Origin of the sequence: Pseudomonas sp. NPDC088444 (assembly GCF_044900175.1) — a bacterium.
Classification (GTDB): Bacteria; Pseudomonadota; Gammaproteobacteria; order Pseudomonadales; family Pseudomonadaceae; genus Aquipseudomonas.
Map to the genome: position 1 here is coordinate 214,887 of NZ_JBJDNK010000007.1, position 23,871 is coordinate 238,757.

At 59.3% G+C, this 23,871-nt stretch carries 21 protein-coding genes; 13 read left to right on the forward strand and 8 right to left on the reverse strand.

The window, feature by feature from the left end:
- The first annotated feature begins 242 nt into the window (after window positions 1-242).
- Both ACI2KB_RS15780 and ACI2KB_RS15785 read left to right on the forward strand, forming a co-directional pair.
- Window positions 243-470 carry a VF530 family DNA-binding protein gene (locus ACI2KB_RS15780; RefSeq protein ID WP_404636071.1) on the forward strand — a complete coding sequence of 76 codons (228 nt, stop codon included), beginning with the start codon at window positions 243-245 and terminating at the stop codon, window positions 468-470.
- Between the two features lie 30 nt (window positions 471-500).
- On the forward strand, window positions 501-1,157 hold the full coding sequence (locus ACI2KB_RS15785; protein ID WP_404636073.1) for a Pr6Pr family membrane protein: 657 nt from the start codon (window positions 501-503) through the stop codon (window positions 1,155-1,157).
- Between the two features lie 69 nt (window positions 1,158-1,226).
- On the opposite strand, the gene ACI2KB_RS15790 is transcribed toward ACI2KB_RS15785, so the two are convergent.
- The 3 genes from ACI2KB_RS15790 to ACI2KB_RS15800 form a co-directional block, all read right to left on the reverse strand.
- Window positions 1,227-2,012 (reverse strand): siderophore-interacting protein, encoded by a 786-nt coding sequence (locus ACI2KB_RS15790; RefSeq protein WP_404636074.1) that lies wholly within the window; start codon window positions 2,010-2,012, stop codon window positions 1,227-1,229.
- Window positions 2,009-2,599 (reverse strand): PadR family transcriptional regulator, encoded by a 591-nt coding sequence (locus ACI2KB_RS15795; protein WP_404636075.1) that lies wholly within the window; start codon window positions 2,597-2,599, stop codon window positions 2,009-2,011. The genes ACI2KB_RS15790 and ACI2KB_RS15795 overlap by 4 nt, the downstream gene beginning before the upstream one ends.
- A gap of 265 nt (window positions 2,600-2,864) precedes the next feature.
- Entirely contained in the window at window positions 2,865-5,987 is a 3,123-nt protein-coding gene (locus ACI2KB_RS15800) for a transglycosylase domain-containing protein (protein ID WP_404636076.1), read from the reverse strand.
- Between the two features lie 176 nt (window positions 5,988-6,163).
- On the opposite strand from ACI2KB_RS15800, the gene ACI2KB_RS15805 reads away from it, so the two are divergent.
- The gene (locus tag ACI2KB_RS15805; protein ID WP_404636077.1) at window positions 6,164-7,084 is read left to right on the forward strand and encodes a hypothetical protein; all 921 of its coding nucleotides are present in this window, start codon (window positions 6,164-6,166) and stop codon (window positions 7,082-7,084) included.
- 32 nt (window positions 7,085-7,116) lie between these two features.
- Here the strand turns inward: ACI2KB_RS15805 and ACI2KB_RS15810 are convergent, their stop codons facing one another.
- The 4 genes from ACI2KB_RS15810 to ACI2KB_RS15825 all read right to left on the reverse strand — a co-directional run bounded on the left by ACI2KB_RS15810 (window position 7,117) and on the right by ACI2KB_RS15825 (window position 11,929).
- Complete coding sequence (locus ACI2KB_RS15810; RefSeq protein ID WP_404636079.1) at window positions 7,117-7,731, reverse strand: hypothetical protein; 615 nt, start codon at window positions 7,729-7,731, stop codon at window positions 7,117-7,119.
- Between the two features lie 116 nt (window positions 7,732-7,847).
- Window positions 7,848-8,990, reverse strand: coding sequence for an OpgC domain-containing protein (locus ACI2KB_RS15815; protein ID WP_404636081.1), 1,143 nt, complete (start codon window positions 8,988-8,990; stop codon window positions 7,848-7,850).
- A gap of 420 nt (window positions 8,991-9,410) precedes the next feature.
- On the reverse strand, window positions 9,411-11,024 hold the full coding sequence (locus tag ACI2KB_RS15820) for an FMN-binding glutamate synthase family protein (RefSeq protein ID WP_404636083.1): 1,614 nt from the start codon (window positions 11,022-11,024) through the stop codon (window positions 9,411-9,413).
- 80 nt (window positions 11,025-11,104) lie between these two features.
- The gene (locus ACI2KB_RS15825; RefSeq protein WP_404636085.1) at window positions 11,105-11,929 is read right to left on the reverse strand and encodes a response regulator transcription factor; all 825 of its coding nucleotides are present in this window, start codon (window positions 11,927-11,929) and stop codon (window positions 11,105-11,107) included.
- 149 nt (window positions 11,930-12,078) lie between these two features.
- Here ACI2KB_RS15825 and ACI2KB_RS15830 point away from each other — a divergent pair, with 149 nt between their 5' ends.
- The 4 genes from ACI2KB_RS15830 to ACI2KB_RS15845 all read left to right on the forward strand — a co-directional run bounded on the left by ACI2KB_RS15830 (window position 12,079) and on the right by ACI2KB_RS15845 (window position 15,983).
- Complete coding sequence (locus ACI2KB_RS15830) at window positions 12,079-12,903, forward strand: carbon-nitrogen hydrolase family protein (protein WP_404636087.1); 825 nt, start codon at window positions 12,079-12,081, stop codon at window positions 12,901-12,903.
- Between the two features lie 119 nt (window positions 12,904-13,022).
- Window positions 13,023-14,348: an APC family permease gene (locus ACI2KB_RS15835; protein WP_404636089.1), complete on the forward strand. Its 1,326-nt coding sequence runs from the start codon at window positions 13,023-13,025 to the stop codon at window positions 14,346-14,348.
- Window positions 14,349-14,490: 142 nt separating this feature from the next.
- Window positions 14,491-15,582 (forward strand): D-alanine--D-alanine ligase, encoded by a 1,092-nt coding sequence (ddlA, locus tag ACI2KB_RS15840; RefSeq protein ID WP_404636091.1) that lies wholly within the window; start codon window positions 14,491-14,493, stop codon window positions 15,580-15,582.
- Window positions 15,579-15,983: an NUDIX domain-containing protein gene (locus tag ACI2KB_RS15845; RefSeq protein WP_404636093.1), complete on the forward strand. Its 405-nt coding sequence runs from the start codon at window positions 15,579-15,581 to the stop codon at window positions 15,981-15,983. Before ddlA ends, ACI2KB_RS15845 begins: the two co-directional genes overlap by 4 nt.
- A gap of 174 nt (window positions 15,984-16,157) precedes the next feature.
- Here the strand turns inward: ACI2KB_RS15845 and metR are convergent, their stop codons facing one another.
- Entirely contained in the window at window positions 16,158-17,075 is a 918-nt protein-coding gene (gene metR / locus ACI2KB_RS15850; RefSeq protein ID WP_404636095.1) for a transcriptional regulator MetR, read from the reverse strand.
- Window positions 17,076-17,419: 344 nt separating this feature from the next.
- Here metR and ACI2KB_RS15855 point away from each other — a divergent pair, with 344 nt between their 5' ends.
- From ACI2KB_RS15855 to ACI2KB_RS15880, 6 genes are all read left to right on the forward strand, one after another.
- Window positions 17,420-18,412, forward strand: coding sequence for an alpha/beta fold hydrolase (locus ACI2KB_RS15855; RefSeq protein WP_404636097.1), 993 nt, complete (start codon window positions 17,420-17,422; stop codon window positions 18,410-18,412).
- 200 nt (window positions 18,413-18,612) lie between these two features.
- Window positions 18,613-19,281: a DsbA family oxidoreductase gene (locus ACI2KB_RS15860; protein WP_404636099.1), complete on the forward strand. Its 669-nt coding sequence runs from the start codon at window positions 18,613-18,615 to the stop codon at window positions 19,279-19,281.
- A gap of 170 nt (window positions 19,282-19,451) precedes the next feature.
- Window positions 19,452-20,165, forward strand: a complete 714-nt coding sequence (locus ACI2KB_RS15865; protein ID WP_404636101.1) for a GntR family transcriptional regulator — start codon at window positions 19,452-19,454, stop codon at window positions 20,163-20,165.
- Window positions 20,162-21,178 (forward strand): ADP-ribosylglycohydrolase family protein, encoded by a 1,017-nt coding sequence (locus tag ACI2KB_RS15870; RefSeq protein ID WP_404636103.1) that lies wholly within the window; start codon window positions 20,162-20,164, stop codon window positions 21,176-21,178. Before ACI2KB_RS15865 ends, ACI2KB_RS15870 begins: the two co-directional genes overlap by 4 nt.
- A gap of 167 nt (window positions 21,179-21,345) precedes the next feature.
- Window positions 21,346-22,815: a purine-cytosine permease family protein gene (locus tag ACI2KB_RS15875; protein WP_404636104.1), complete on the forward strand. Its 1,470-nt coding sequence runs from the start codon at window positions 21,346-21,348 to the stop codon at window positions 22,813-22,815.
- Window positions 22,805-23,725: a PfkB family carbohydrate kinase gene (locus tag ACI2KB_RS15880; RefSeq protein WP_404636106.1), complete on the forward strand. Its 921-nt coding sequence runs from the start codon at window positions 22,805-22,807 to the stop codon at window positions 23,723-23,725. The genes ACI2KB_RS15875 and ACI2KB_RS15880 overlap by 11 nt, the downstream gene beginning before the upstream one ends.
- Window positions 23,726-23,871: the final 146 nt, after the last annotated feature.

A 23,871-nucleotide genomic window follows, 5' to 3' on the forward strand; every position in this document is an offset into this window, starting at 1 on the left:
TTGGAATCGCCACAATGGAGTGGCTAGGCTTGTCAGTGCCCATGAGGGCATTTGTGGGAGCGAATTCATTCGCGAAGGCCCTTACATTCGACACATCTCTGCCGAAGGTACCGCCGCCTCGCGAATGAATTCGCTCCCACAGGGACGGTGGCAGGCACACGAACGCTTCACACCCACTTCATGCTCCGTTAAGGTGCGCACCTTGTGAGCACGTCCTTCCATCGATTGCACAAAGGCCCGGCATGACCACACCGAACAACAACCCGCTGCACGGCGTGACACTGGAGCAGATCCTCAACCGGCTGGTGGAGCATTACGAATGGTCGGGGCTGGCGGAGCGCATCGACATCCGCTGTTTCAAAAGCGATCCGAGCATCAAGTCGAGCCTGACGTTTCTGCGCAAGACACCCTGGGCGCGGGAGAAGGTCGAACACCTGTACGTCAAACTGGCGCGCACCAAGCGCTGGTAAGCTTGTCTAGGTTTTCAGGGATTGAGCACCATGTACGACTCAACGCTGCACCTGACGCCCGGACAGCGTCGCTATGCCACTGTGGCTGCGCTGCTTGGCTGGTTTGCGCTGGCCGTGCAGTTGTACCTGGTGCTGTGGGGACGATGGACTGATCAGGCCAGCCTGGTGGGCGGGTTGATCAAATTCTTCAGCTTCTTCACGGTGCTCACCAACACGCTCGTGGCCGTGGCGTTGACCTGCGCGATCACAGACCGGCACTCGACCTGGCACCGGTTTTTCAGATCACCCGTTGTTTGCGGCGGGATCACCACCAGCATTCTGTTGGTCGGCATTGCTTACAACCTGCTGTTGCGGCACTTATGGAGCCCCGAGGGCTGGCAGAAAGTCGCCGACGAATTGCTGCACGACGTCATGCCTTTAGCGTTTTTGGCTTACTGGTGGCTGTACGTTCGCAAGGGGCAATTGCGGCTCAAACACCTGTTGGCGTGGATGGTTTACCCGGCGGTTTACTTCGGCTATCTGCTGATGCGCGTCAATGCGTTCGGCGATTATGTCTATCCGTTCCTGGACATTGGTACCCTGGGATTGCAGCGGGCGCTGGCCAATGCGTTCGGAGTGTTGGCGGGGTTTGTGGGGATTGGGGTGGTGATTTTGTTGGTCGATAGGATCCGCCGTACGCCCCTGTAGCAGTCCGGCTCGCCGGCGGCAGCGTCAGTAAAACCGCCGCCGCAGGCAAGCCATGCTGTTACAGATGAATCAGCGTGAAGATGACTCCTCGCCCGAACCCTCCAGACGCCAGTAACCCGCCGCCTTCACCGCCGCTTCGTCCAGCTTGAACTCATCCAGCAACACTCGGCGCACTTTGCGCGACAGCGCCGATTCCGTCGCGACCCATGCGTACAGGCTGCCTTCCGGCAACGTCAAACCCCGTGTCACCTCCAGCAAATCCCGCTCGCCGCGAACGACCCAAACCACCTCGACCTGCGCCTGGCTTTCCAGCGCCTGACGTTCGGCGTTGTCTTCAATCTCGACCACCACCAACGCGCGACGATGGGCCGCCAGCTCTTCCAGACGTCGTCCAATCGCGGGCAGGGCCGTTTCGTCGCCAATCAGCAAGTAACTGTCGAACATGTCCGGCACGATCATCGAACCGCGAGGGCCTGCGATGTACAGAAATTGCCCGGCTTGAGCCTGCGCGGCCCAAGTGGCGGCAGGGCCATCGCCATGCAGAACGAAATCAATGTCCAACTCGCCCGATGCGGCGTCGTAGCGACGCGGCGTGTAGTCACGCATCGCCGGGCGCGGGCCGTCCGAGGCGTTCGGGCCTGGGGTGAAGTTTTCAAGCGCCGCCTGCTCTTCGGGCGAAGTGGCGAACAGCAGTTTCACGTGATCGTCAGTGCCCAGGCTGATAAAACCCTTCAACTCCGGGCCGTGCAGCGTGATGCGACGCATGCGTGGGGTGATGTCGGTGACGCGTAGCACTTGCAGCTTGCGGCGTTTGATTTCGTGGCTGACGCGATGGATCGATTGCTGCGAATTCATACGGACTTCTCCGACGGAGTGTGTGTGCCATCAACGACGGCTTTGGCGGTTTCGTTCAGCAGGTCGCGCACACGGATGATTTCTTCCGGGGTCCAGCGACCGTGATGCATCTGCAAGGCGTGGCGCAGGTTGTGAACGGCTTCGTGAATCTCTGGTGGGCGGTCATGGCCACGCAATGAACGTTTGCTGACCTCGATGCGCATTTTCACGCCGTCCAGCGCCACGGCCTGCTCGACCAGAAACTGCTGACCGGCTTCGGTGATCTGGTAGCGCTTCTTGCCGCCTTCGGCGTCGCCGGTGATCAGCTCGCTTTCTTCAAGGAAGGTCAGGGTCGGATAGATCACGCCAGGGCTTGGGCTGTAGGCGCCATCGAACAGGCCTTCGATCTGGCGAATCAGATCGTAGCCGTGGCAGGACTGATCGGCGATCAGGGCCAACAGCAGCAATTTCAGATCGCCCGGGGCAAACACACGAGGCCCGCGCCCGCCGCGTTCCCGGCCAGTGCGTTTTTCAAATCCGTCGCGGCCATCGCCGTGGTCGCCGAAGTGAGGGCGGTGATGGTGGGGGTGGTGTGAGTGGTCTCTCATCTTTCGTCTTCTCTTGTTACGTTTAGATATACCTTAAGATATATCTTAATGTGTCTGCAAGAGAGGTTAAGACGAACGGTTCTCGTTTGTGAGGCTCTCCAATCTCACCTCACGCTGATTTTCATGGCGAAACGATTTCCCCTGTGGGAGCAAATTCATTCGCCATGCGCGCGTATGGGCGATAGGAATCTGCCGGACGTACTGGCCAATCGTCGGATCGCCGCCCGGAATGAACTCGCTCCCACAGGGGGGGAATCGTTGGTTGTCAACGAATACTCGCCACCTGCGCCGCCAGCGGGGCCTTGCACTGGGTGTACGTCCCCGGCTCCAGGTAGCGATTGAGGATCGGCGCCATGCCCTTGAGCACTTGCACGGGCAGGGCCGAGGTGAATTTGAAGGCTTCGGCGGCGCGGCCCGGCACGTAAGCGGTCAACGTGCCGAAATGGTTTTCACCGATGTAGAACACAAACGTCGCCGTGCGGTTGATCGCCTTGGACGCCAGAATCCGCCCGCCCGAGCCAATGCTCTCGATGCGGTTGTCGCCGGTCCCGGTTTTGCCGCCCATTGGCAGCGCCGTGCCGTCCAGGGTTTTGAACGTGCCCGACACCCGGCGCGCCGTGCCCGCATCCACCACTTGGGACAAAGCCTCACGCATGGCCGTTGCAACTTCCGAGGGCAACACACGCTTACCCAGCTCCGGGTTGTTGTTCAGCAACGTTTCGTAAGGCGTGTCGGCGGCGAAATGCAGGCTGTCGATGCGCAGAACCGGCAGGCGAATCCCGTCGTTCTGAATGATGCCGATCAGCTCTGCCAGCGCCGCAGGACGGTCCCCCGAGCTGCCAATCGCCGTGGCCAGAGAAGGGACAAGGTGATCGAACGGATACCCCAGTTTTTGCCAGCGCTGATGAATATCGAGGAACGCTTCGATCTCCAGCATCGTGCGAATCCGGCTGTCGCGGGCGCTCTTGTGGCGGCTCTTGAACAGCCAGCTATACACCTCCTGACGCTCGAAACGGCTGGCGGCCACGGCATCCTTGAACTTGGCGTCCGGGTTTTGCAGCAGGTAGCCCACCAGCCACAAGTCCAGCGGGTGGACGCGGGCGATGTAGCCCTGATCCGGCAGGTCGAATTTGCCAGGCCCATAGGCGAAGTACAGATCATCCAGACGCTTTTCGGTCAGTGCAGGCTGGCTCTTGTCCGCCACGGTGTGAGCACGAACGAAGGCGTTGAACGCACTTTGGCTGGCGTTCGGCAGCAAATAACGATGTACGGCAGCCATACGACTGGCCGAGGGGTGCACACCATCGAGGAAGGTATCGAGGCGGTCTTGCGTGGTTTTGTTTTTGTAGCGCTTCCAGAAGCGCAACAGGAACGAGGTGCCTTCTCGATCAGCAAAATCCGCCAAATATTCCTGACGCCGCGGGTCGCTGTCGTCTTTCATGAGCACCGCGCTGTTGTTGGGGCCTGAATAAGTGACGTAGCGCACCACATCGCGCATCAGGCGGATGAACGGCAGGTTGATCGATTCTCGCAGCGCCTCACGCAACGTTGGGTTGCGGCCATTGTCTTCGCGGCGGAAGTTGTTGAAGTGATGCATCCCGCCGCCCGTGAAGAAGTTTTCGGCAGGGCTGGCAGAATATTGGCGGTCCAGAGCCGTCGCGAGCATTTTCGATAGGTCGCGATCAGGGTTTTGCATCAAATAATCAATCGCCCAGCGGCTGAGGCGGTCTGCGTCCTCGACCGGGACTTTCTTCAACTCGGCGTTGCTCATCCCGCCGTACTTGTCGTGCAGCTCGGAGATGATTTGCAGGTACGTGGTCAACACCCGCATCTTCGCAGTGGAACCCAGCTCCAGCTTGCTGCCCTCATTGATGTCGAAGGGCTGGTCAGTGCTGTCGGTCTGCACCCGAACCCGCGAGCCGTCGATGTCACGCTCGAACAGTGTGAAGCTGTAACGCACTGCCTGCGTGCTGGTGGGCGTCAACAAGTGCTCGCCGAGCAGGCCGAGTTTCGCTGCATAGTCGGGGTTGGCCAGATCGCGCAGGTACTGGCCGACGCTGGTTTGCAGATCGTTTTGCAGGGTGCTGGTGGCCGACAGGTCGAGGCGGTCCAGGTCATACAAAGGACGATTGAGCATCGCCGACAGCCGGGTGCGTGCAACCGTGATGCCCTTGTTGGTTTCGATGGGCTGAATCGTCGGCTGTTGCACCCAGTCGCGATAGGTCACCGTGGCGCCCAATGCGGCGTCGGCCAGGGGTTGATCAATCACGTTGTTCTGGGCCAGCAGACGGATGTGGCTGTCGGTGAGGTCAGCCAATTCCTTGCGCCCCTTGGCCAGATAGTGAGAAGGCCGCCGCTGTGCGATGACCAGCGAAAGTACTTCACGCAATGCCAGACCTTGAGCCGCGAGCGTCTTGGCGTCCTTGGCCGCAGAGGCGAGCAATTGGTTGGTTTTATCGAAATCCGCGCCGTACCAAACGCGCAACCCTTCGGCCATGCCATGCACTTCGCCATGCCCCGGTACGGCGGAAAGGGGAACGCTGTTGAGGTAATCACGCACCACCCGTTGACGCGCTTCCAGCGTTTCAGGCCCGGGTTGATAGGCCCGCACGCTGGCCGAGATCATCTGGCGGATTTTCTCGCCCCCCGACTGCGTCAACCCATCGGGCGAATGGCGATATTTTTCGAGCTGTGTTGCCAGCGTGCTCCCGCCTGCCGACTGGCCGGGCAACCCCACCAGCTTCGCTACCTGCGAGACAGCGGCTTTCAGGAAGCGTGGCCAGTCCACGGCGGGGTTGGCCATTGGCTGCTGTGTATTGAGCAAGTCGCGGTTTTCGATGAACAACAGACTGTTCACCAATACCGGCGGGATCGAGGTGAACGTCGAGTAAAGCTGCTGTGGGTAGGTGAATTGATACAGCGCGTCACCCCGACAGTCGGCGATGGTCAGGCCAGACTGGCTCTTTTCCTGATAGGGCACGAAAAAGCCCCGTTTGGCGTAGGAAAGCAGTTCGGGAGAGAAGCGCGATTGCTCTGTGATTCGGTAGTCCCGTTTCAGCAAGCGGGGCAGGAACTCGCCAAGGGCCGAATAGCCCAGGCGTTTGTCGAACGGGCCATCACCGGGGTAGAGGATTTCATCACTGGCCCCCGGCTCGACGGTGTAACTGAGATGATCGGCAAACTGGCTGAACTCGCGGGCCTGAAGCTTCGAACTGTGGACTTCCGAGAAAACGGCAAATCCCAGGATCACCAACCCCACCAGCACCAAAACCAGCAACACCCGCCACGCATGAAACCCGTGGCGCGGATGTGCAGGCAATGGCGCATCCCCCTGACTGTCAGCCTTGACCGCAGCCTTTTTCCCATCGGAATGCCACAGAGCGCCCATATCGTTGGCCCGGTTAAACCTGTTAATCGCACCTGACTACAAGCTTAGACGCTGGGCGGAAAAACGTAGGACGTTTCTGCTTTTTAAGCCTATGGGTTGACTGGGGTGATTAAATCCAATTACGTCGAAATTGTTGTGAATTTGAAAGTTTTAACAAAAACAAAAGGGATATAGGTATGTGGCGATTCAAAAGGACAATTTTGGCGTCGATGATACTGGTGTTGGGGGCGGAATCTCAGTTGTCGCACGCGACGGCTCCTGACTTACAGCAGGGCGTGCCAAAATCGAGAGAGTTCAAGTATGGCCTCGTTGAGAGCGTTTCAGAGTCTCATATGGACGGCGAGATAGTGCTGACGGATTTGTCGGATCAAATTCATGTGCTTCAGAACAGGCTTGTAAGCTCTACCGCCGCTCACTACTACACATTCACCGCTACTCGTGGGCAGCGTGTGTTGCTTTCTTATCCAAACGGTCTGCCTCAGACTTCCTTCAAGGTTGAATATCTTTCAGGTAACAAGTGGGAGCCATTGGTGGGAGGTTCTAAAACCTTCTCAGGCTTGGGGGCTGCTGGCTCGGTAATCGCACGAGTGGTGAGCGGTTCGAATGCCTCTGACGCTTCTACTTCTTACAAAATTGTCTTTGGCTCGTTTCCTGTGTTAAAAAAATACGAGCTTAAGGATGAGGTAGGGGTTAACCGAATTCCAACCGGGCATACCCATCCTTCGTGGCTATGGACCCAAGGTTACAATGAGGCGAATTTAGAGGCGCACTTCACCGATTCTGTCGGTGCCCCACTGAAGGGAGCGATGGGGCGTTTTATCTTGAATTTGCAAGAGTCTCGAGTAAAAACAGTGGTTGAAGAAGTGATCAGTGGTGGTGATGGAAAAATAGAACAAGTCGTCAGGTTCGATCGCTGTTCAGGAGGTCATGAGGCACGGGATTATGTCTCTTATGACCGTGGTGCCAATACTTGGAGAAGCTACTACTATGTGGGTGGGTACACTTTTTTGAACGCGTTACTCGGCGCAGAAGCACAGGCTGAAGCTAATGCAGACGTTCGGTTGTTTGGGCATATTTGTAAATCGTCCCGAGTCTGACTGGAGTTATCTAGCCAGGCTCGGGAAACCTGTCAGGCTTTTTCGAAAATACGCGAAACTTCCAAGGCAGTGGGCGTAAAGAGTTGATGGTGGAAATTCATGTAAGAGTCTTCGCTTTTTAGGATTTTTTGAAAATCGAGGCGAGGGGGGATGCTTCCGTCAGGTGCTTGAGCGGGGTTGGACAGGTCATACTTGATAAGTGTTTTCGCGATGTAACTTATCGCCATTGCTTGAGTTTTGAGGCCGTCGTGCGCATTTAATTGCTGCGTAAGGCACTCGATTTCCTCTGAGTTAAGGACGCCCTGTGGGTCGCTTACTTCAAAATTTCCCTGGCTATTAATAGTGAAACTAAAGCTCTTGTTGGCCAGTTCCGGTCGCTCCGCTCTCAGCTTGTCGATGAAAGATTCGTACTGTGATTTCATAATTTCTAGTGAAATACAAGCTAACGTTTTTTTGACCGAAATGTACTCTTCCATCGAATCGATACACTCCAACCCTGGCTCTGTCAGCCAAGGCGTCTCTGCTGATGCAGGCTGTATTTTCTGAGGCTCTTGTTTCACGCTTTCATTGGCATCTGGAACAGGCCGCTTTCCAGCCGATTGATCCAATGACGCTAAGTGCATGCTGCTCACGTTGCTGATATTCATCCTGATTTCTCTCACTGGTCTATCCATACCCCTCGCATAACGGCCGTCAGCGAAAAATCTTTGCCTGATAAACCAGTAGGAAATTTCCGAAGTGCATCCCTAGCGTGAACCCGTTCTCAAACCCCCGCTACCTGTGCCGCCTTCGGGCTGCCCAAACGCTTGTTCAACTCCAGCCAGTTCGACAACAGCAGCATCAACCCCAGCCCCAACAATGCCGTGATCACGCGCATCTGCCACACATCTCCGGCCAGGGCGTTGACACCATCGGCCAGCGGCGCGAGCAGAACACCGAGACAGAAGATTTCCAGTGAGTAGCGTCCCATGCGACAGGTCTGTTGGGCGGGCCAGTTTTCCAGCCACGCGTGGGAGGCTGGCAGCAGTTTGGCGACGACGTAGACCAGCGCGACGAAGTGCAGCAGGCGCAGGGGCGAGAGGTCGGTCTTGCTGATCGGGTAGATCAGGTCGGAGATGGCCTTGGGCATCAGCGCGTCGTGAACAGCAGGGAATTTCCACAGGAAGGTGATGACACCTGCAACCAGCATGTACAGCGCCGCGATCAGGAACAGCGGTTGTTGCCAGACCGGACGAGCAGAGGTGACCCGCGCCGACGGACGTTGGGTGTACAACGCAAATGCACCGCCAAAGACGAAGATCAACTGCCAAGCCACCGGGTTGAAGTACCAATAGCCGCCACCCTCGTAGGCACGCAGGTTCCAGCCGAACAGCGGCACCATCATGTACAGGGCAATCGACAGACCGACGGCCACTGCCGCATTGTGCAGCAGAATCGGCAGAATCAGTGGCAGTGTGCCCATCAGCAGGATGTAGAGCGGCAGCGGGTCGGTCAGGTTGGGCTTGAAGCGCAGCAGCAGTTCATCGGCCAGCGCCTGCTGCGGATTGCCGACGAAGTATTCCAGGCCCATCTCGCGCACCATGTCGCGGGTGTCGACGTGATTGTTGGCGACGAAGACGATGCCCATTAAAAGCGTCAGCAGGAAGATGTGTGCGACATACAGCACCCACGTGCGGCGCAGGATGCGCAGGCAGGCAACGACCCAGCCGTCACGTTGTGCCACCCGGCCGTAGGCCAGCACGGCGGCGTATCCGGCGAGAAATACGAACACTTCGGCGGCGTCGCTGAAGCCGAAGTTGCGCAGGGTGAGTTGCGCGAAAGGGTTTTCCGGTACGTGATCCCAAAAAATGAAGATCAGCGCCAAACCACGAAAAAAGTCGATTCGATGGTCGCGTCCGTTCGTCATGGCGATGAACTCTGAAAGTCTGTTTAAAGAAGAGGATGCAGCCGAGCCTTGGTTCAACCCTAGCAGGCGGGGCTGATCGGCGGCGCGCAGGGTGGCGGTTTTGCGGAGTAAATGCAAAGGAGGGATATTACAGAATGTTGACAGTCAGTGATGGCGCGCAAAAAAACACGCGTGAAACGCTCTTTGTGGGAGCCGGCTTGCTGGCGAATGCGCCAGTTCAGTTGACGATGTGTTGGATGACACACCGCATTCGCCAGCAAGCCGGCTCCCACAGTTTCTGCGGCGGACACGAGATTTAGGCTTGGCGCGACCCTTGTGGGAGCCAACTGGGTGGCGAAAGCTGTTGATCAGGCAACATAGAATCTCCCACAGTGGTGAGGGCCGAGTCGAGAGTTTGTTGTCGACGCCGATGTGCTGGGATCAATCGATCTCGTTAGGCTCGAAGCTGTCCGCCCGCGCCATGCGCCACATTCGCGAGTAGAAACTGTCGTCCACGATGCCGTTGAGCAGTTGCCCCGGTTGCAGGAACACATGGGATTGGGAGAACAGTTTCACTTCGGTGGCCGACTGACGACGCACCAGATGCCTGGCCTCAAGCTGCGACGGCGAGTCCAGACCTGCAGCGGCGATCATTTCAGCCAGGGCATGCAACGTGCTGCGGTGGAAGTTGTACACCCGCTGGGCCTTGTCCGGCACCACGAGGGCGCGCTGGCGCAGTGGGTCTTGAGTGGCCACGCCGGTCGGGCATTTGTTGGTGTGGCAGGACTGGGATTGAATGCACCCGATCGCAAACATGAAACCCCGCGCCGAGTTGGCCCAATCAGCACCGATGGCCAGCACGCTGGCGATGTCGAAAGCGCTGACGATCTTGCCGCTGGCGCCGACCTTGATCTTGTCGCGCAGGTTCAGACCCACCAGCGTGTTGTGCACGAACAGCAGCCCTTCGCGCATCGGCAGGCCCATGTGATCGGTGAACTCGACCGGTGCGGCGCCAGTGCCGCCCTCAGCGCCGTCGACCACGATGAAGTCGGGGTAAATGCCGGTTTCGAGCATGGCCTTGGCGATGCCCATGAACTCCCACGGATGGCCCAGACAGAACTTGAACCCCACCGGCTTGCCGCCTGACAGTTCACGCAATTGAGCGATGAATTGCATCATTTCGATCGGCGTCGAAAACGCGCTGTGGCGTGACGGCGAGATGCAGTCCTCGCCCATCGGAATACCACGGGTCTCGGCGATCTCGCGGGTGACCTTGTGCTTGGGCAGGATGCCGCCGTGACCGGGCTTGGCGCCTTGGCTCATCTTGATTTCGATCATCCGCACTTGCGGGTCCTGCGCCTGTTTGGCGAAGCGCTCAGGGTCGAAACGGCCATCTGCAGTGCGGCAGCCGAAATAGCCGCTGCCCAGTTCCCAGGTCAGGTCGCCGCCGTTCTCGCGATGATAGGGGCTGATGCTGCCTTCACCGGTGTCGTGGGCGAAGTTGCCCATTTTGGCGCCTTTGTTCAGCGCGCGAATAGCGTTGGCGCTCAACGAGCCAAAGCTCATGGCCGAGATGTTGAAGATCGACGCCGAATACGGCTGCGTGCACTGCGGCCCCCCCACGGTGACGCGAAACTGGTTGGGATCGGACAGCGGCGCCGGGCGCATCGAGTGGCTGATGAATTCAAAACCGGTCTGGTAAACGTCAATCAGCGTGCCGAACGGTTTGTCTGCTGATTCATTCTTGGCGCGGGCATACACCAGTGAGCGTTGCGCGCGGGAGAAGGGCAGGGCATCGCTGTCGGACTCCAGCAGGTACTGGCGAATTTCCGGGCGAATGGTCTCGACGGCATAACGAATGTTGCCCAGGATCGGGTAGTTGCGGCGTACCGAATGTGGCACTTGAATCAAGTCGAAGATCCCGACCAGGCTGAGCAGTGCGGTGACGAGGGTGAACGGCCACAGCCATTCGTGGTGCAGAAACGGGAGGCTGAACAGGGTGAAGAGCACGCAGCCCACGAAGAAGGCGTAGCGACTGAGAAGCGAGAGGCTCATGGGCGATCCTTAAAGTCCTTACACGGTTGAATTGGGTAGCGCTGTGCCGCGCTTTTTATTTCGGTAAGACGTGTCTGGCTTCAAGCGCTCTGCGCCTGAAGGAAAATCGAGAACAGCTCGGACTGCGATTTGATCCCCAGTTTGCTGTAGATATGTTTCTTGTGTACGCGCACGGTCTCGGCAGAGATATCCAGTTTGCGCGCAATTTCCTTGCTGGAGCAGCCGCTGAGCATCAGGCGCCCGACGTCCAGTTCCCGCGCCGTCAACTGCGCCCCCCGGCTCTGTTGCACCGAGGCCTCTAGTTGCGTGCGCCAGTCGCTGGTCGGCAGTTGAGCGGCGGCCGGTCCTTGTTCGGTTTCGATCTCCGAGGCAGGTTCAGCCAGTTCGAAGGGTAGACGCTGACGCAGCAGCGCGAGCACCCACGGTTGAATCAGCGACAGCAAGGCGATCTGTTCGGTGTCGAAACGTTGGGTCGAGCCCAGCGAGAGGCAGAGCGTGCGGTCGTGATCGAGCTGGCAATTGAACTGGATTTCATCGGCCACCACATTCAGACGAAAGTATCGCTGGTAATACTCGGTCAGCTCGAAATGCTCAGGCGCCACTTCGGCCAGCCGGAACAGGCCGCTTTGCGAGCGCTCGCGGCTGGCGATGTAAAAGGGGTCCAGCAGGTACAGGCCTTTGAGGTAATCCTGAAACAACTGGTCGGGGCTGCCGTCCTCACCGGGGGATTCGGCGAAGACTTGGGGCCTCTGACCGGAGCTGAATTGCAGCACCACCCAGCTATCGAAAGGGACGTACTGATGAAGCAGGCGCACCAACTGAGCCCAGAAATTCGGACGGTCCAGCGCCTCGATCAACTGTGCGACCGAGCGGTGCCAGGCGATGTCCTGCAGTGCGATTGTCATGGATCTACCCCTATTGGGTTACTACAGCTGCGTAATACCCCGTAACACGTGCTGATGCGCATACTGCCCGTAGAGCCGAGGGGCAGGCCAGCATTTTGTGCCCGAACCGGCCTCGCGGCTTATGTTTCGAACATCTATAAGGAAAACCCATGAAGGTCGAATTCGCCCAATTGACGGGTCAGGACAATGGCACGCGCCATAACCTGAAACGCGCGCTGGACGCGATTGCAGCTTGCGCCGCTGATACCGCGCTGATCGTGTTCCCGGAAACGCACCTGATGGGCTTTCCTTCCAGTGACACCGTCGCCGAGATTTCCGAGCCGCTGGATGGCCCGACCGTTCAAGCCGTGCAGCAGGCCGCCTGCGCGCGCAATGTGTCGGTGGTCATCGGCATGGCCGAAAACGACAACGGACGTTTCTACAACACCACACTGTTGATCACCCCTGAAGGCATCGCGTTGCGCTATCGCAAGACCCACCTGTGGGCGTCTGACCGAGGCGTGTTCACACCGGGCGATCGCTATGCGACCTGTCTGTGGAACGGCCTGCGGGTCGGCATGTTGATCTGCTACGACATCGAATTCCCCGAGTCGGCCCGTGCCTTGGCGCAATTGGGTGCCGAGTTGCTGATCGTCACCAACGGCAACATGGACCCCTACGGCCCGACGCATCGCACCGCGATCATGGCCCGCGCCCAGGAAAACCAGGCGTTCGCGCTGATGGTCAACCGCGTGGGCGAAGGTGACGGCGGGCTGGTGTTCGCCGGGGGCAGCGCGCTGGTCGATCCGTTTGGCACCCTGTTGAAAGAGGCCGGGCGCGAAGAGTGCCAGTTCTCAGTCGAACTGGACCTGAGCCAGCTTCAGGCAGCCCGCCGCGACTATCGCTATCTGGACGACCAACGCCTGCGCCTGCCGGGCGAAGTGATCGAGCATGCCAATGGTGTGCGCGAACTGATGATTCCCCAAAACCAATAAATAGCTGCCTTCGCCGGGAGCCGTTACGACGAGCGCCCGGTGCTTCCAACTAAAAGAAACGCCTTTGTTCTGCCGAACTTTTCTCTGCCATAAAACCTATAAATTCGGAGTAGTCGCTCATGGCTCGTTTGCAACGCACCCTTTCATTAGGGTCGGTGGTGCTGTTTGGCATCGCCTATATGACCCCCATCATCGTGCTCGGGACATTCGGCATCCTCGCCCAGTCCACGGGCGGCATGGTGCCCGCTTCGTATCTGGCCGCTCTGGTGGCGATGTTCTTCACCGCGATGAGTTATGGCCGTATGGCGGCAGCGTTTCCGGTGGCAGGCTCGGCGTACAGCTACGTGCGCAAGGCGATCAGCCCCAAGCTGGGCTTCATTGCCGGGTGGGCGGTGCTGCTCGACTACCTGTTCCTGCCCATGGCGATCTGGCTGATCGGCGCGGCGTATCTGGGGTCGGCGTTTCCGTCGGTGCCGCAGCCGGTGTGGGTCTTGGCGTTTATCGTCATCACCAGTCTGATCAACATCGTTGGTCTGAAACTGGCCAATACGGTCAATGCGCTGCTGATGATCATCCAGTTCCTGGTGCTGGCAGCGTTCGTCGCGTTGTGCATTCACTACATCGGTGGTGATGCCAGCAAGCCGCTGTGGACCCTCACTCCGTTCCTCAATGGCGACATGCAAATGCCGTTGATCATGAGCGGCGCGGCCATCGCCTGTTATTCATTCCTGGGCTTCGATGCCGTCAGCACCCTGACTGAAGAGACCCGCGACCCGCGTGGGACCATTCCGAAAGCGATCATGTTGATCACCCTGATTGGCGGGCTGATCTTCGTCGGTGTGTCTTATTTCGTGCAGTTGGCCCACCCCTCGGCGCAATTCGAAAACGTCGACTCTGCCGCTTACGAAATCGCCCGTAACATCGGCGGCGACCTGTTCGTGACCATTTTCCTGATTGGCCTGATCGTCGGTCAGTTCGCTTCGGGGTTGTCGGCTCAGGCCAGTGGCTCGCGCTTGCTCTACGCGATGGGGCGTGACGGTGTGTTGCCGAAATCGTTCTTTGCAGGGCTGAGCGAGCGTTTCGGCACCCCGGTCAACAGCATTCTGCTGTGTGCGGTGGTGGCCTTGCTGGCGCTGAAACTGGACGTGACCACTTCGACATCCTTCATCAACTTCGGCGCCTTTCTGGCGTTCAGCCTGGTCAACCTGTCGGTGATCTTCCATTACTGGATTGCGGGCCAAAAACGCGGACCGCGTGAGCTGGTGCTGTTCCTGATCTGCCCGTTGATCGGTCTGGTGGCGGATGTGTGGCTGATGATCAGCCTGGACAAGCTGGCGATCATTCTGGGTGTGAGCTGGCTGGTGTTCGGTTGCGTCTATCTGGCGTGGCTCACCGGTGGGTTCCGCCGCCAGCCGCCGGAGATGGATTTTCAAGAGGCCACGTGATCCGACGCTGCACCTCACCTGTAGGAGCGTGGGAAGTCCTGCGTATTTTGCGCTGCATTTCGTCAAGCAAAAGGGGCTGGGACTGGACTAACGGCGCAAATTGCTTTTAGCTCTGCGACCTGAAATCCAGGAGCATCCCCTTTTGAAAAAGTCAGTCGCCATCGTCTTCGGTGGGCAATCCTCCGAACATGAAGTGTCGTTGCAATCGGCGCGCAACGTGATCAATGCGATTGATCGCAACAACTATTACGTCACCTTGATCGGCATCGACAAACAAGGCCATTGGCTGCGTTTTGACGAGCGCGATTACCTGCAAAATGCGGACGACCCGGCGCATATCAAACTCAGCGACTCAGGCCGTCGGCTGTCGCTGATGCCGGGCGCGCAAGGCCCTCAGTTCGTCGAGGTGGAAACCGGTCTGGATGTGCCGCGCATCGACGTGGTGTTCCCGCTGATTCACGGCAGCACGGGCGAAGACGGCTCGCTGCAAGGCCTGTTGCGTCTGCTCGACATCCCGTGCGTCGGCCCGGACGTGCTGGGTTCGGCGGCGTGCATGGATAAGGACGTGACCAAGCGTCTGCTGCGCGACGCGGGCATCGCTGTCGCTCCGTTCGCCGTGCTGCACCGGGGCGAGTCAGTGGATTTCGTCAGCGTGTCGGCGCAATTGGGCCTGCCGCTGTTCGTCAAACCGGCCAGCCAGGGGTCGTCGGTGGGCGTGAGCAAAGTCACGGACGAAGCCAGCTATGCGGCTGCGCTGAAACTGGCGTTCGATTACGACAACAAAGTGTTGATCGAACAGGGCATCGTGGGCCGTGAAGTGGAATGCGCGGTGCTGGGTAACCATGAACCTCAAGTCAGCGTGTGCGGTGAAGTGGTCGCCAACGACGAGTTCTACGCCTACGACACCAAGTACCTGAACGATGGTCAGGCGCGCATTGCCATTCCGGCCGATCTGCCTGCTGACCTGAGTGACGAAGTCCGTGAAGTCGCGTTGCAAGCCTATCGCGTGCTGGGCTGCGCCGGGCTGTCTCGCGTGGACTTCTTCGTCACCGAGGCGCGGGAAATCATCATCAACGAGATCAACACCCTGCCAGGATTCACCTCCATCAGCATGTACCCAAAACTGTGGCAGGCCACCGGGGTGAGCTACCCGGACCTGATCGATCGCTTGATCGGTTTCGCGCTGGAGCGGGCGCAAGAGAACCGGGCATTGAAAACAGAGGTGGTGCTGTGAAGGTCATTCGTATTGCCGCAGCGCTGTTGATCGGCGCCGATGGTCGGACCCTGCTGGTGCGCAAGCGCGGCACTCAGGCGTTCATGCAGCCGGGGGGCAAGATCGATGCGGGTGAGTCGCCCGCCGAGGCCCTGGCCCGTGAGCTGAACGAAGAGTTGGGGCTGGTCGTCGCAGCCGAAAAGGCGCAATTTCTCGGCGAGTTTTCCGCGGTCGCGGCCAACGAGCCGGGTTTTGAGGTGAACTGCCAGTTGTACCGGCTGGACGTCGATCAGGCCGTGAACCCTGCGGCTGAGATCGAAGAAGTCGTGTGGGTCGACAGCGGCAACCTTGATCACCTGCACCTGGCGCCGCTGACTCGCGATTCGATCTTGCCGTTGTATCGGTCGCTTCAATCGGCCTGACGGACGATAACCCTGTGGTCGGTCGCGTCGCCTCGGCGCTGCGCTGCAAACACGGGACCTTGTGGGAGCGAATTCATTCGCGATGCGGTATTTCACGCGACGCATTTATGTCGAATGTACCGACGTCTCGCGAATGAATTCGCTCCCACAGTAAAGGCCGCGCGCATCCCGACATCAACGCACCGCGCTCACCCCATCCAGCGTCGAAAACGACGTGTCCTTCGCCGTCAGCAGGAAGTCGCGCATGTAGGGTGCGTCCAGCATGTCGGTGCGAACCGCCGCATACAGCGTTGCAAACAGTCCTTTTTCCCCCAGCCGCTTGGCCTTCACATAACCCCGTGAGCTGTATTCATGCAGCGCCCAGTGCGGCATCCCACAGACGCCACGGCCACTGGCCACAAGCTGCATCATCATCACCGTCAACTCCGACGTACGCACTTGCGCAGGCTCGATATCCGCGGGTTCCAGAAAGCGTGTGAAGATGTCCAGCCGATCCCGTTCCACCGGGTAGGTGATCAGCGTTTCACTGGCCAGATCCTCCGGCACCACGAACGGCTTGCTCGCCAGTGGGTGTTGATTGGCAACGGCCAGCATGGCCTCGTAAGTGAATAACGGCACGTAGGTAATGCCTGGAAGATCCACCGGGTCGGACGTCACCACCAGATCCAGATCGCCTCGGGCCAGCGCGGGCAGCGGGGCGAAAGCAAAACCGGAGGCCAGGTCCAATTCCACCTCGGGCCAGGCGTCACGAAACTGGTCGATGGTCGGCATCAGCCATTGAAAGCAACTGTGGCATTCGATGGCCATGTGCAAGCGTCCGGCCACGCCTCCCGCCAGACGCGAGATATCACGTTCGGCATTACGCAGTTGAGGCAGCACCGAATCGGCCAATTGCAGCAGACGCAAACCCGCACTGGTGAAGCGCACCGGCTTGGTCTTGCGCACGAACAGCGGCACACCCATGCGCTCTTCCAATTCTTTGAACTGGTGGGACAGAGCGGACTGAGTCAAATGCAAACGGTCAGCGGCATCTACCAGGCTGTCAGCCTCGCGCAGCGCATGCAGGGTTTTCAGGTGACGAATCTCAAGCACCTTGGCGCTCCATGAATAAATTTTGTGACAACAACCGAGACGATGAGTTTGTCTCATGTAACGAGCGATGTCGACAAATGCCCCAGTTGTCAGTAGGGATACAGATCATCCCGTGGGAGTGAATTCATTCGCGATGAGTAGGTACAGCCGACAGATATGTATCGGATGTACCGACCCATCGCGAATGAACTCGCTTCCACAGTTGACCTTCATCAGATGCACCGACGTGCTTTGATCTACCGCTGAGCCGCCTTCATCAAAATGTCACGCAACTGTGGCAGCGCGCTTTAGAAAACTTCATCAGACTCGCGGCCTACTGGGGTTCTGCGTTTCGGTGTTTTTCCATGCGTTTCTTATTTTTTCTGGCTGCGCTCTTGTGCAGCTTGCCGTCTTTTGCGGCCGCTCGATGCGATGTCAACGTTCCCACCCAAGTGGCCGAACTCGATCAAGTGCACCTGGCGTATCAAAGTATCGGTCGAGATTCAGACCCGGCGCTGCTGCTGGTCATGGGGCTGGGCGGGCAACTGATTCATTGGCCGGACGAGGTCGTCGTTGCCCTGTGCCAGCAGGGTTTTCGGGTGATTCGTTATGACAACCGCGATGTTGGTTTGTCGACGTGGGTACAGGCACCTGCGACGGCCAACCTGACCTACGAAGTGCTGCGTTACAAAATCGGCCTGCCGGTGTCGGCACCGTATTCGTTGACCGACATGGCGCAGGACGCACTGGGCCTGATGGACGCCCTGCACGTTCAGAAATTCCATGTGCTGGGGGCCAGCATGGGCGGGATGATCGCGCAGCATCTGGCCGACATGGCGCCCAAGCGTGTCGAAAGTCTGACGTTGATCATGACCAGTTCTGGCGCACCGGGGCTGCCAATGCCAAGCCCCGCGCTGTTGCAGCTGTTGGCACGTCGAGGCGCTCCGGATCGTCAGACGGCGCTGGAGCAACAGGCCGATCTGCTAGCCGCGCTGGGCAGCCCGGAAGTCAAGGATGATCGGCAGAAACTGCTGCAACAGGCGGCGATTGCCTACGACCGGGCGTTCAATCCTGAAGGTGTCAAACGTCAGATTCTGGCGATCCTCGCCGAACCCAGTCGCGTAGAGCTGCTGAATCGCCTACGGGTGCCGACGCTGGTGGTGCACGGCACGGCAGACCCGTTGTTGCCGGTGATGCACGGCGTTCATGTGGCGGCGCACATTCAGGGCAGCCAGTTGAAGCTGATTCCGGGGCTGGCCCATCGTTTTCAGGAAGCATTCAAGGCGCCATTGCTGGCGGCGGTGTTGCCGTATTTGCGTGAGCATCGCGACGATGCCTCGCACATCGCCCAGCTATGAGGACTGTAGGAGCGTGGCTTGTCCCGAGAACGGCTGCGAAACAGTCGTAAAATCAGGCAACTCGGTTTGGCAGATACACCGCATGCTCTGGTTTTACGACGGGGTCCCCGTCGATCGCGGGCAAGCCACGCTCCTTCAAGTTTTGTGGCGCTGCGACATAGGCGTATCGTGCACCTTTCCCTCTTTTGCACGAGGCTGTCATGCCCACTCCGCTGAAAATCGATTTCATCTCCGACGTCTCCTGCCCCTGGTGCATCATCGGCCTGCGGGCGCTGGATCAGGCGCTGGAGCATCTGGGCGATGAAGTCCAGGCGCAGATTCACTTCCAGCCTTTCGAACTGAACCCGAACATGGGTTCGGACGGGCAGGAGATCTTCGAGCACATTGCCGAGAAATACGGCTCCACCCGCGAGCAGTATCAGGCCAACGCCGAAAACATCCGCCAGCGCGGCGCTGAGCTTGGCTTTGTGTTCAAACCGGGCGAACGGCGCATCTACAACACCTTCGATGCTCATCGCTTGCTGCATTGGGCTGAGCGTGAGGGCAAGCAACAGGCGCTGAAGGAGGCTCTGTTTACCGCCTATTTCAGTCAGCACGCTGATGTTTCTTCCCACAAAGTCTTGGCCGATGTTGCGCAGAAGGTCGGGCTGGATCGAGTGCGCGCTGAAGCCGTTCTTGCGTCTGACGAATTCACCAGCGAGGTGCGAGAGCTTGAGCAGCTTTGGGTTTCCCGAGGTGTGAGTTCGGTTCCGACCATCGTATTCAATGACCAGTACGCCGTGTCTGGCGGCCAGCCGGTGGACGTGTTCGTGGAGGCCATTCGTCAGATCGTCAGTGAGCAGTCGAGCATCGTTAACCCCGAGCGGTGATGAGCTACGCTGACGGACGCCATCGCGAGCAAGCTCACACCTACAGGGTTTTTAAGCCTTGCCATCGGAGTGAGATTGCTCGCAATGCGATGCAACAGACGTAACAAATTTTCGGTTGAGATTTAAAAATAACTTGATCCCATCAACCCTTTTCGGATATCAATTTGTACATGATTAGACAGGTTCGGTTTGACAAGAAAAAACGCGTGGTCGACGAACTCGCGCGACGCATAGAAACCGGTCAAATGGGCTCCGGCGAGCTGTTGCCAGGTGAAAACCTGCTGGCTCAGGAATTTAACGTCAGCCGCGGCACCTTGCGTGAGGCGCTGTCCGAGTTGAAGCGTCGCAACTACATCGCGACGCAGACGGGCGTTGGTTCGATCGTCACCTACGACGGCATTTCGCTGGATCAGCGCGCCGGTTGGGCACAGGCGCTGGCCGATACAGGCGCCAGAGTCAGCACGGAAGTCTTGCGCCTGGTCGCGGTGCAGCGACCGGATCTGGAAAGCCGGTTCGGCACGGCAGCGTTTATCGCGCTGGACCGCCGTCGCACGGCAGCCGATGGCAACGTGGTGTCGCTGGAGCGCGTGTTGATTCCTGCCGTTGACGGCCTGGAAAACCTGCCTCGCGATGGCCTGATCGACGACTCGCTGACCGTGACCATGGCCGCCCATGGCTATGTCGGTGATCGCGGCGACCAGTGGATTGGCGCCGAGCCGCTGGGCAATGACGACGCCGCGTTGATGTTGCGTGAACCGGGCACGGTATTTCTCAAGGCAATCCGAACCACGTTCGACCGCCGCGAGCGTTTCATGGAGCACGTGGAAAGCCTTCTGGACCCCGTGCATTTTCGTCTGCATCTGGCATTTGGATCGAGTACATGACTGCATTGATCGACATTCGCGACCGCGCTCAGGCCGCTTTCTACGGCCTGGCTTTAGGCGACGCGTTGGGCATGCCCACGCAGTCGCTCAGTCGCGAACAGATCAAGCAGCGTTTCGACCGTATCACCACGCTGACCGCCGCCGATGCCGACCAGCCGATCGCGCCCAACATGGCGGCCGGGTCGATCACCGATGACACCGAACAGGCCGTACTGGTCGCCGAATTGCTGGTGGCCGGGGGCGGGCGCATCGACCCGTCCGACTTGGCGCAAACGTTGATCGACTGGGAAGTGGTGATGCAGGCCAAGGGGTCGCAAGACCTGCTTGGCCCGTCAACCAAGCGTGCAATCGAGATGATTCTGGCGGGCCATAGCCCTGAAGAGGCCGGGCGATTCGGTACGACCAACGGCGCGGCGATGCGCATTACCCCGGTGGGCATTGCGGCAGATGTCATCGACGAAGCCTCGTTCGTTGAGTCGGTCGTGCAGGCCTGTCAGGTGACCCACAACACGACACTGGGTATTTCCAGCGCGGCGGCGGTGGCGGCGGTGGTCTCGGCGGGGATCAACGGTGTCGCGCTGAGTACGGCACTGGACATCGGCGCCCGTGTCGCGTTGATCGCCGAGCGTCACGGTCACTGGATCGCAGGAGGGCGTATTGCGGCCCGTATCGGCTGGGCTCGGCAACTCTGCGCCGACGCGACCACCGAGCAATTGCCTGATTTGATCTATGACGTGATCGGCACGTCGGTGGCCTCGCAGGAATCGGTGATTGCCGCGTTCGCGCTGGCGCACCACGTCGCTTCAGGTCAACTGGCCGCGTTCGATGCGTTGTGCATGGCGGCCAGTCTGGGCGGCGACACTGACACCATCGCGGCGATTCTTGGCGCCATGCTGGGTGCGTGTCAGGGCATGGCGGCCTGGCCGCAGGCAATGATCGAAAAGGTCAAGGCCGCGAACAACCTCGATCTGTCCCCTCTGGTCGAGCATTTGCTGTCCCTGCGCGCGGTCTGACCGACGCCGGAAAACTGATTTGAATAAGACACACATCGCCCTGTCATCCGGCGGCGATTCGGGGGCGGCTTGCTCGTTGATCGTGAGCGGCTACCCTCGTCCGACACGGAAGTCCTTTGCTTTACGTACTGCCCACAACCAGAACAAATGGCAACAGGAGCATTCACATGACGTCATCCAACGCCAGTCAGGGCGCAGGACAGCTTGAAACACGCGGCATCGAGCCGGTTCCGGAAAACGAATGCAACGGCCACCCGCTGCAACTGTTCTGGGTCTGGTTTGCGGCCAACATCAGTATTCTCGGTCTTCCCCTTGGTGCGACGCTGGTAGCGTTTCGCGGGTTGTCCATCGGTCAGGCCATCATCGTGGCGATTCTCGGTGCCGCGGGTTCGTTTGCCGTGGTCGGGGTGATTTCCATTGCCGGTCGTCGTGGTCGTGCACCCAGTTTGACTCTGTCCCGTGCCATTTTCGGGGTGCGCGGCAACATCGGTCCTACGATTGTTTCGCTGATGTCCCGTTTGGGCTGGGAAACGGTCAACACCACCACCGCAGCGTTCGTCCTGCTGTCGCTGTGCTCGATCCTGTTCAGCACGGCGGTCGAGGCGAAAAACTCACCGGGCCTGACGCTGCTGTTCATCGCCATTTTCGTGCTGATGACCCTCACCGTTTCCGGGCTGGGCCACGCGACGCTGCTGGTTATCCAGAAATGGGCGACCTACATCTTCGGCGCGCTGAATATTGTGGTCGGCGGCTTCCTCATCGCGCACATCGATTGGGCGGCCGTATTCAACGCTACGCCAGCACCGATGAGCGCAATGATCATTGGTGTGGGCACCATGGCGGCGGGCACCGGTATCGGCTGGGCCAACGCGGGTGCGGACATGTCGCGCTATCAACACGGCAGCGTCAAAGCCACGCGCCTGGTTGCTTCGGCTGCGTTTGGTGCGGGCATCCCGCTGGTGTTGCTGATCACCCTCGGCGGCCTGTTGTCGGTGGGTAACGATCACCTGGCCTCGGCCACTGACCCGATCATCGCGATTCGCGAGTTGCTGCCAACCTGGATGGCCGTGCCGTACCTCATCACGGCGTTCGGTGGCCTGTTGCTGTCGAACAACCTGTCGGTGTATTCGGCGGGCCTGACCACGCTGACCCTGGGTTTGAAGATCAAGCGCGTGCACGCGGTAATCGTCGACATCGTGGCGATCTTCGTCGGTTCGATCTATTTCATGCTCATCGCCGACAGTTTCTACGGCCCGTTCATTACGTTCATCTCGATGCTGGCAGTGCCGATCACCGCATGGGTCGGGATCTTCGTGGTCGACCTGATTCATCGCCACGTGTACTCGGCCAAGGACTTGATGGACGTGTCGCCTTCCAGCGCTTATTGGTACAGCGGCGGTGTGGAGTGGCGTGCGGTCGGTGCGTGGGCACTGGCGATTGTCTTGGGCTTCAGTTTCACCACCGTGGCCACGACGCCGGAAAACGTGCTGTTCAAAGGCTTCCTGTCCGACTCCTGGCTCGGCCATAACGGTCTGGGCTGGATCGTGACGTTCATCGTCGCCGGTGGTCTGTATGCGCTTCTTGGCGGTTCCCGCGACCGCCGCGTCGTTTCCCATGAGGCTGCACATGCCCGCTAGATTGCTCTACACCGGCCAGGTCGTGGTCGACCTGGTCATGGCCCTCGATCAGTTGCCCCGTTCGGGAGGCGATGTGCTCGCCCGTTCGGCAGCGTTCGAGACCGGGGGTGGTTTCAATGTCATGGCCGCTGCGTGCCGAAATGGTTTACAGACGGTGTATCTGGGCCGCCACGGCAAAGGGCGTTTTGGCGACCTCGCACGTCAGGCCATGGCGGTTGAGGGCATCGAAGTCGCCACGGTTGCGTCGGCCGATCAGGACACGGGATTGTCGGTGGCCCTGATCGAGCCGTCGGCCGAGCGTTCGTTCATCTCCTACGTGGGGGCTGAGGGCGGGTTGTCTGCCTCGGACTTGAACAGCCTGGTCGTGCATCCGAACGATTTTGTATTTGTCAGCGGCTACAGCCTGTTGCACAAAAACAAAGTCTCGACGCTGTTGAGCTGGCTGGATGATTTGCCGAGTGGTGCGAGTGTGGTGTTCGACCCGGGTCCGCTGGTGAATTCGCCCGAGGGTGAAGAGATGCAGGCGGTGCTGCCGTTGATTGGTGTGTGGACCAGCAACTGCGAAGAAGCCCTGCGATTTACCGGCTGCGAGGCGATTGTCGACGCGTTGGAACAACTGGCGCGGTGGCTGAACGATAACGCGCTGATTGTCGTGCGTGATGGCCCGAATGGTTGTTGGATTCGGCAGGGCAGCGAGGCGCAGCATGTGCGTGGATTCCCGGTCACGGCCATCGACACCAACGGTGCGGGTGATGCCCATGCCGGTGTGTTGCTGGCCGGGTTGGCGGCGGGGCTAAGCCCCCACGAAGCGGCGTTGCGCGCTAACGCGGCAGCGGCGATTGCCGTCACCCGCTGGGGGCCTGCGACCGCGCCGTTGGCCGCCGAAGTCGACCAGTTGATCAACGCCTAACCCTGTAGGAGCGCGCTTGCCCGCGATCTGGCGCGCGGCGGCAGTAAACCTTGTGCGCGCGGAGGGCCTGACACAACGCGGTTGTCCGGTTTTACTGCTGCTGCGCAGCAGATCGCGGGCAGGCCTCGCTCCTACGCCCTGCGGGC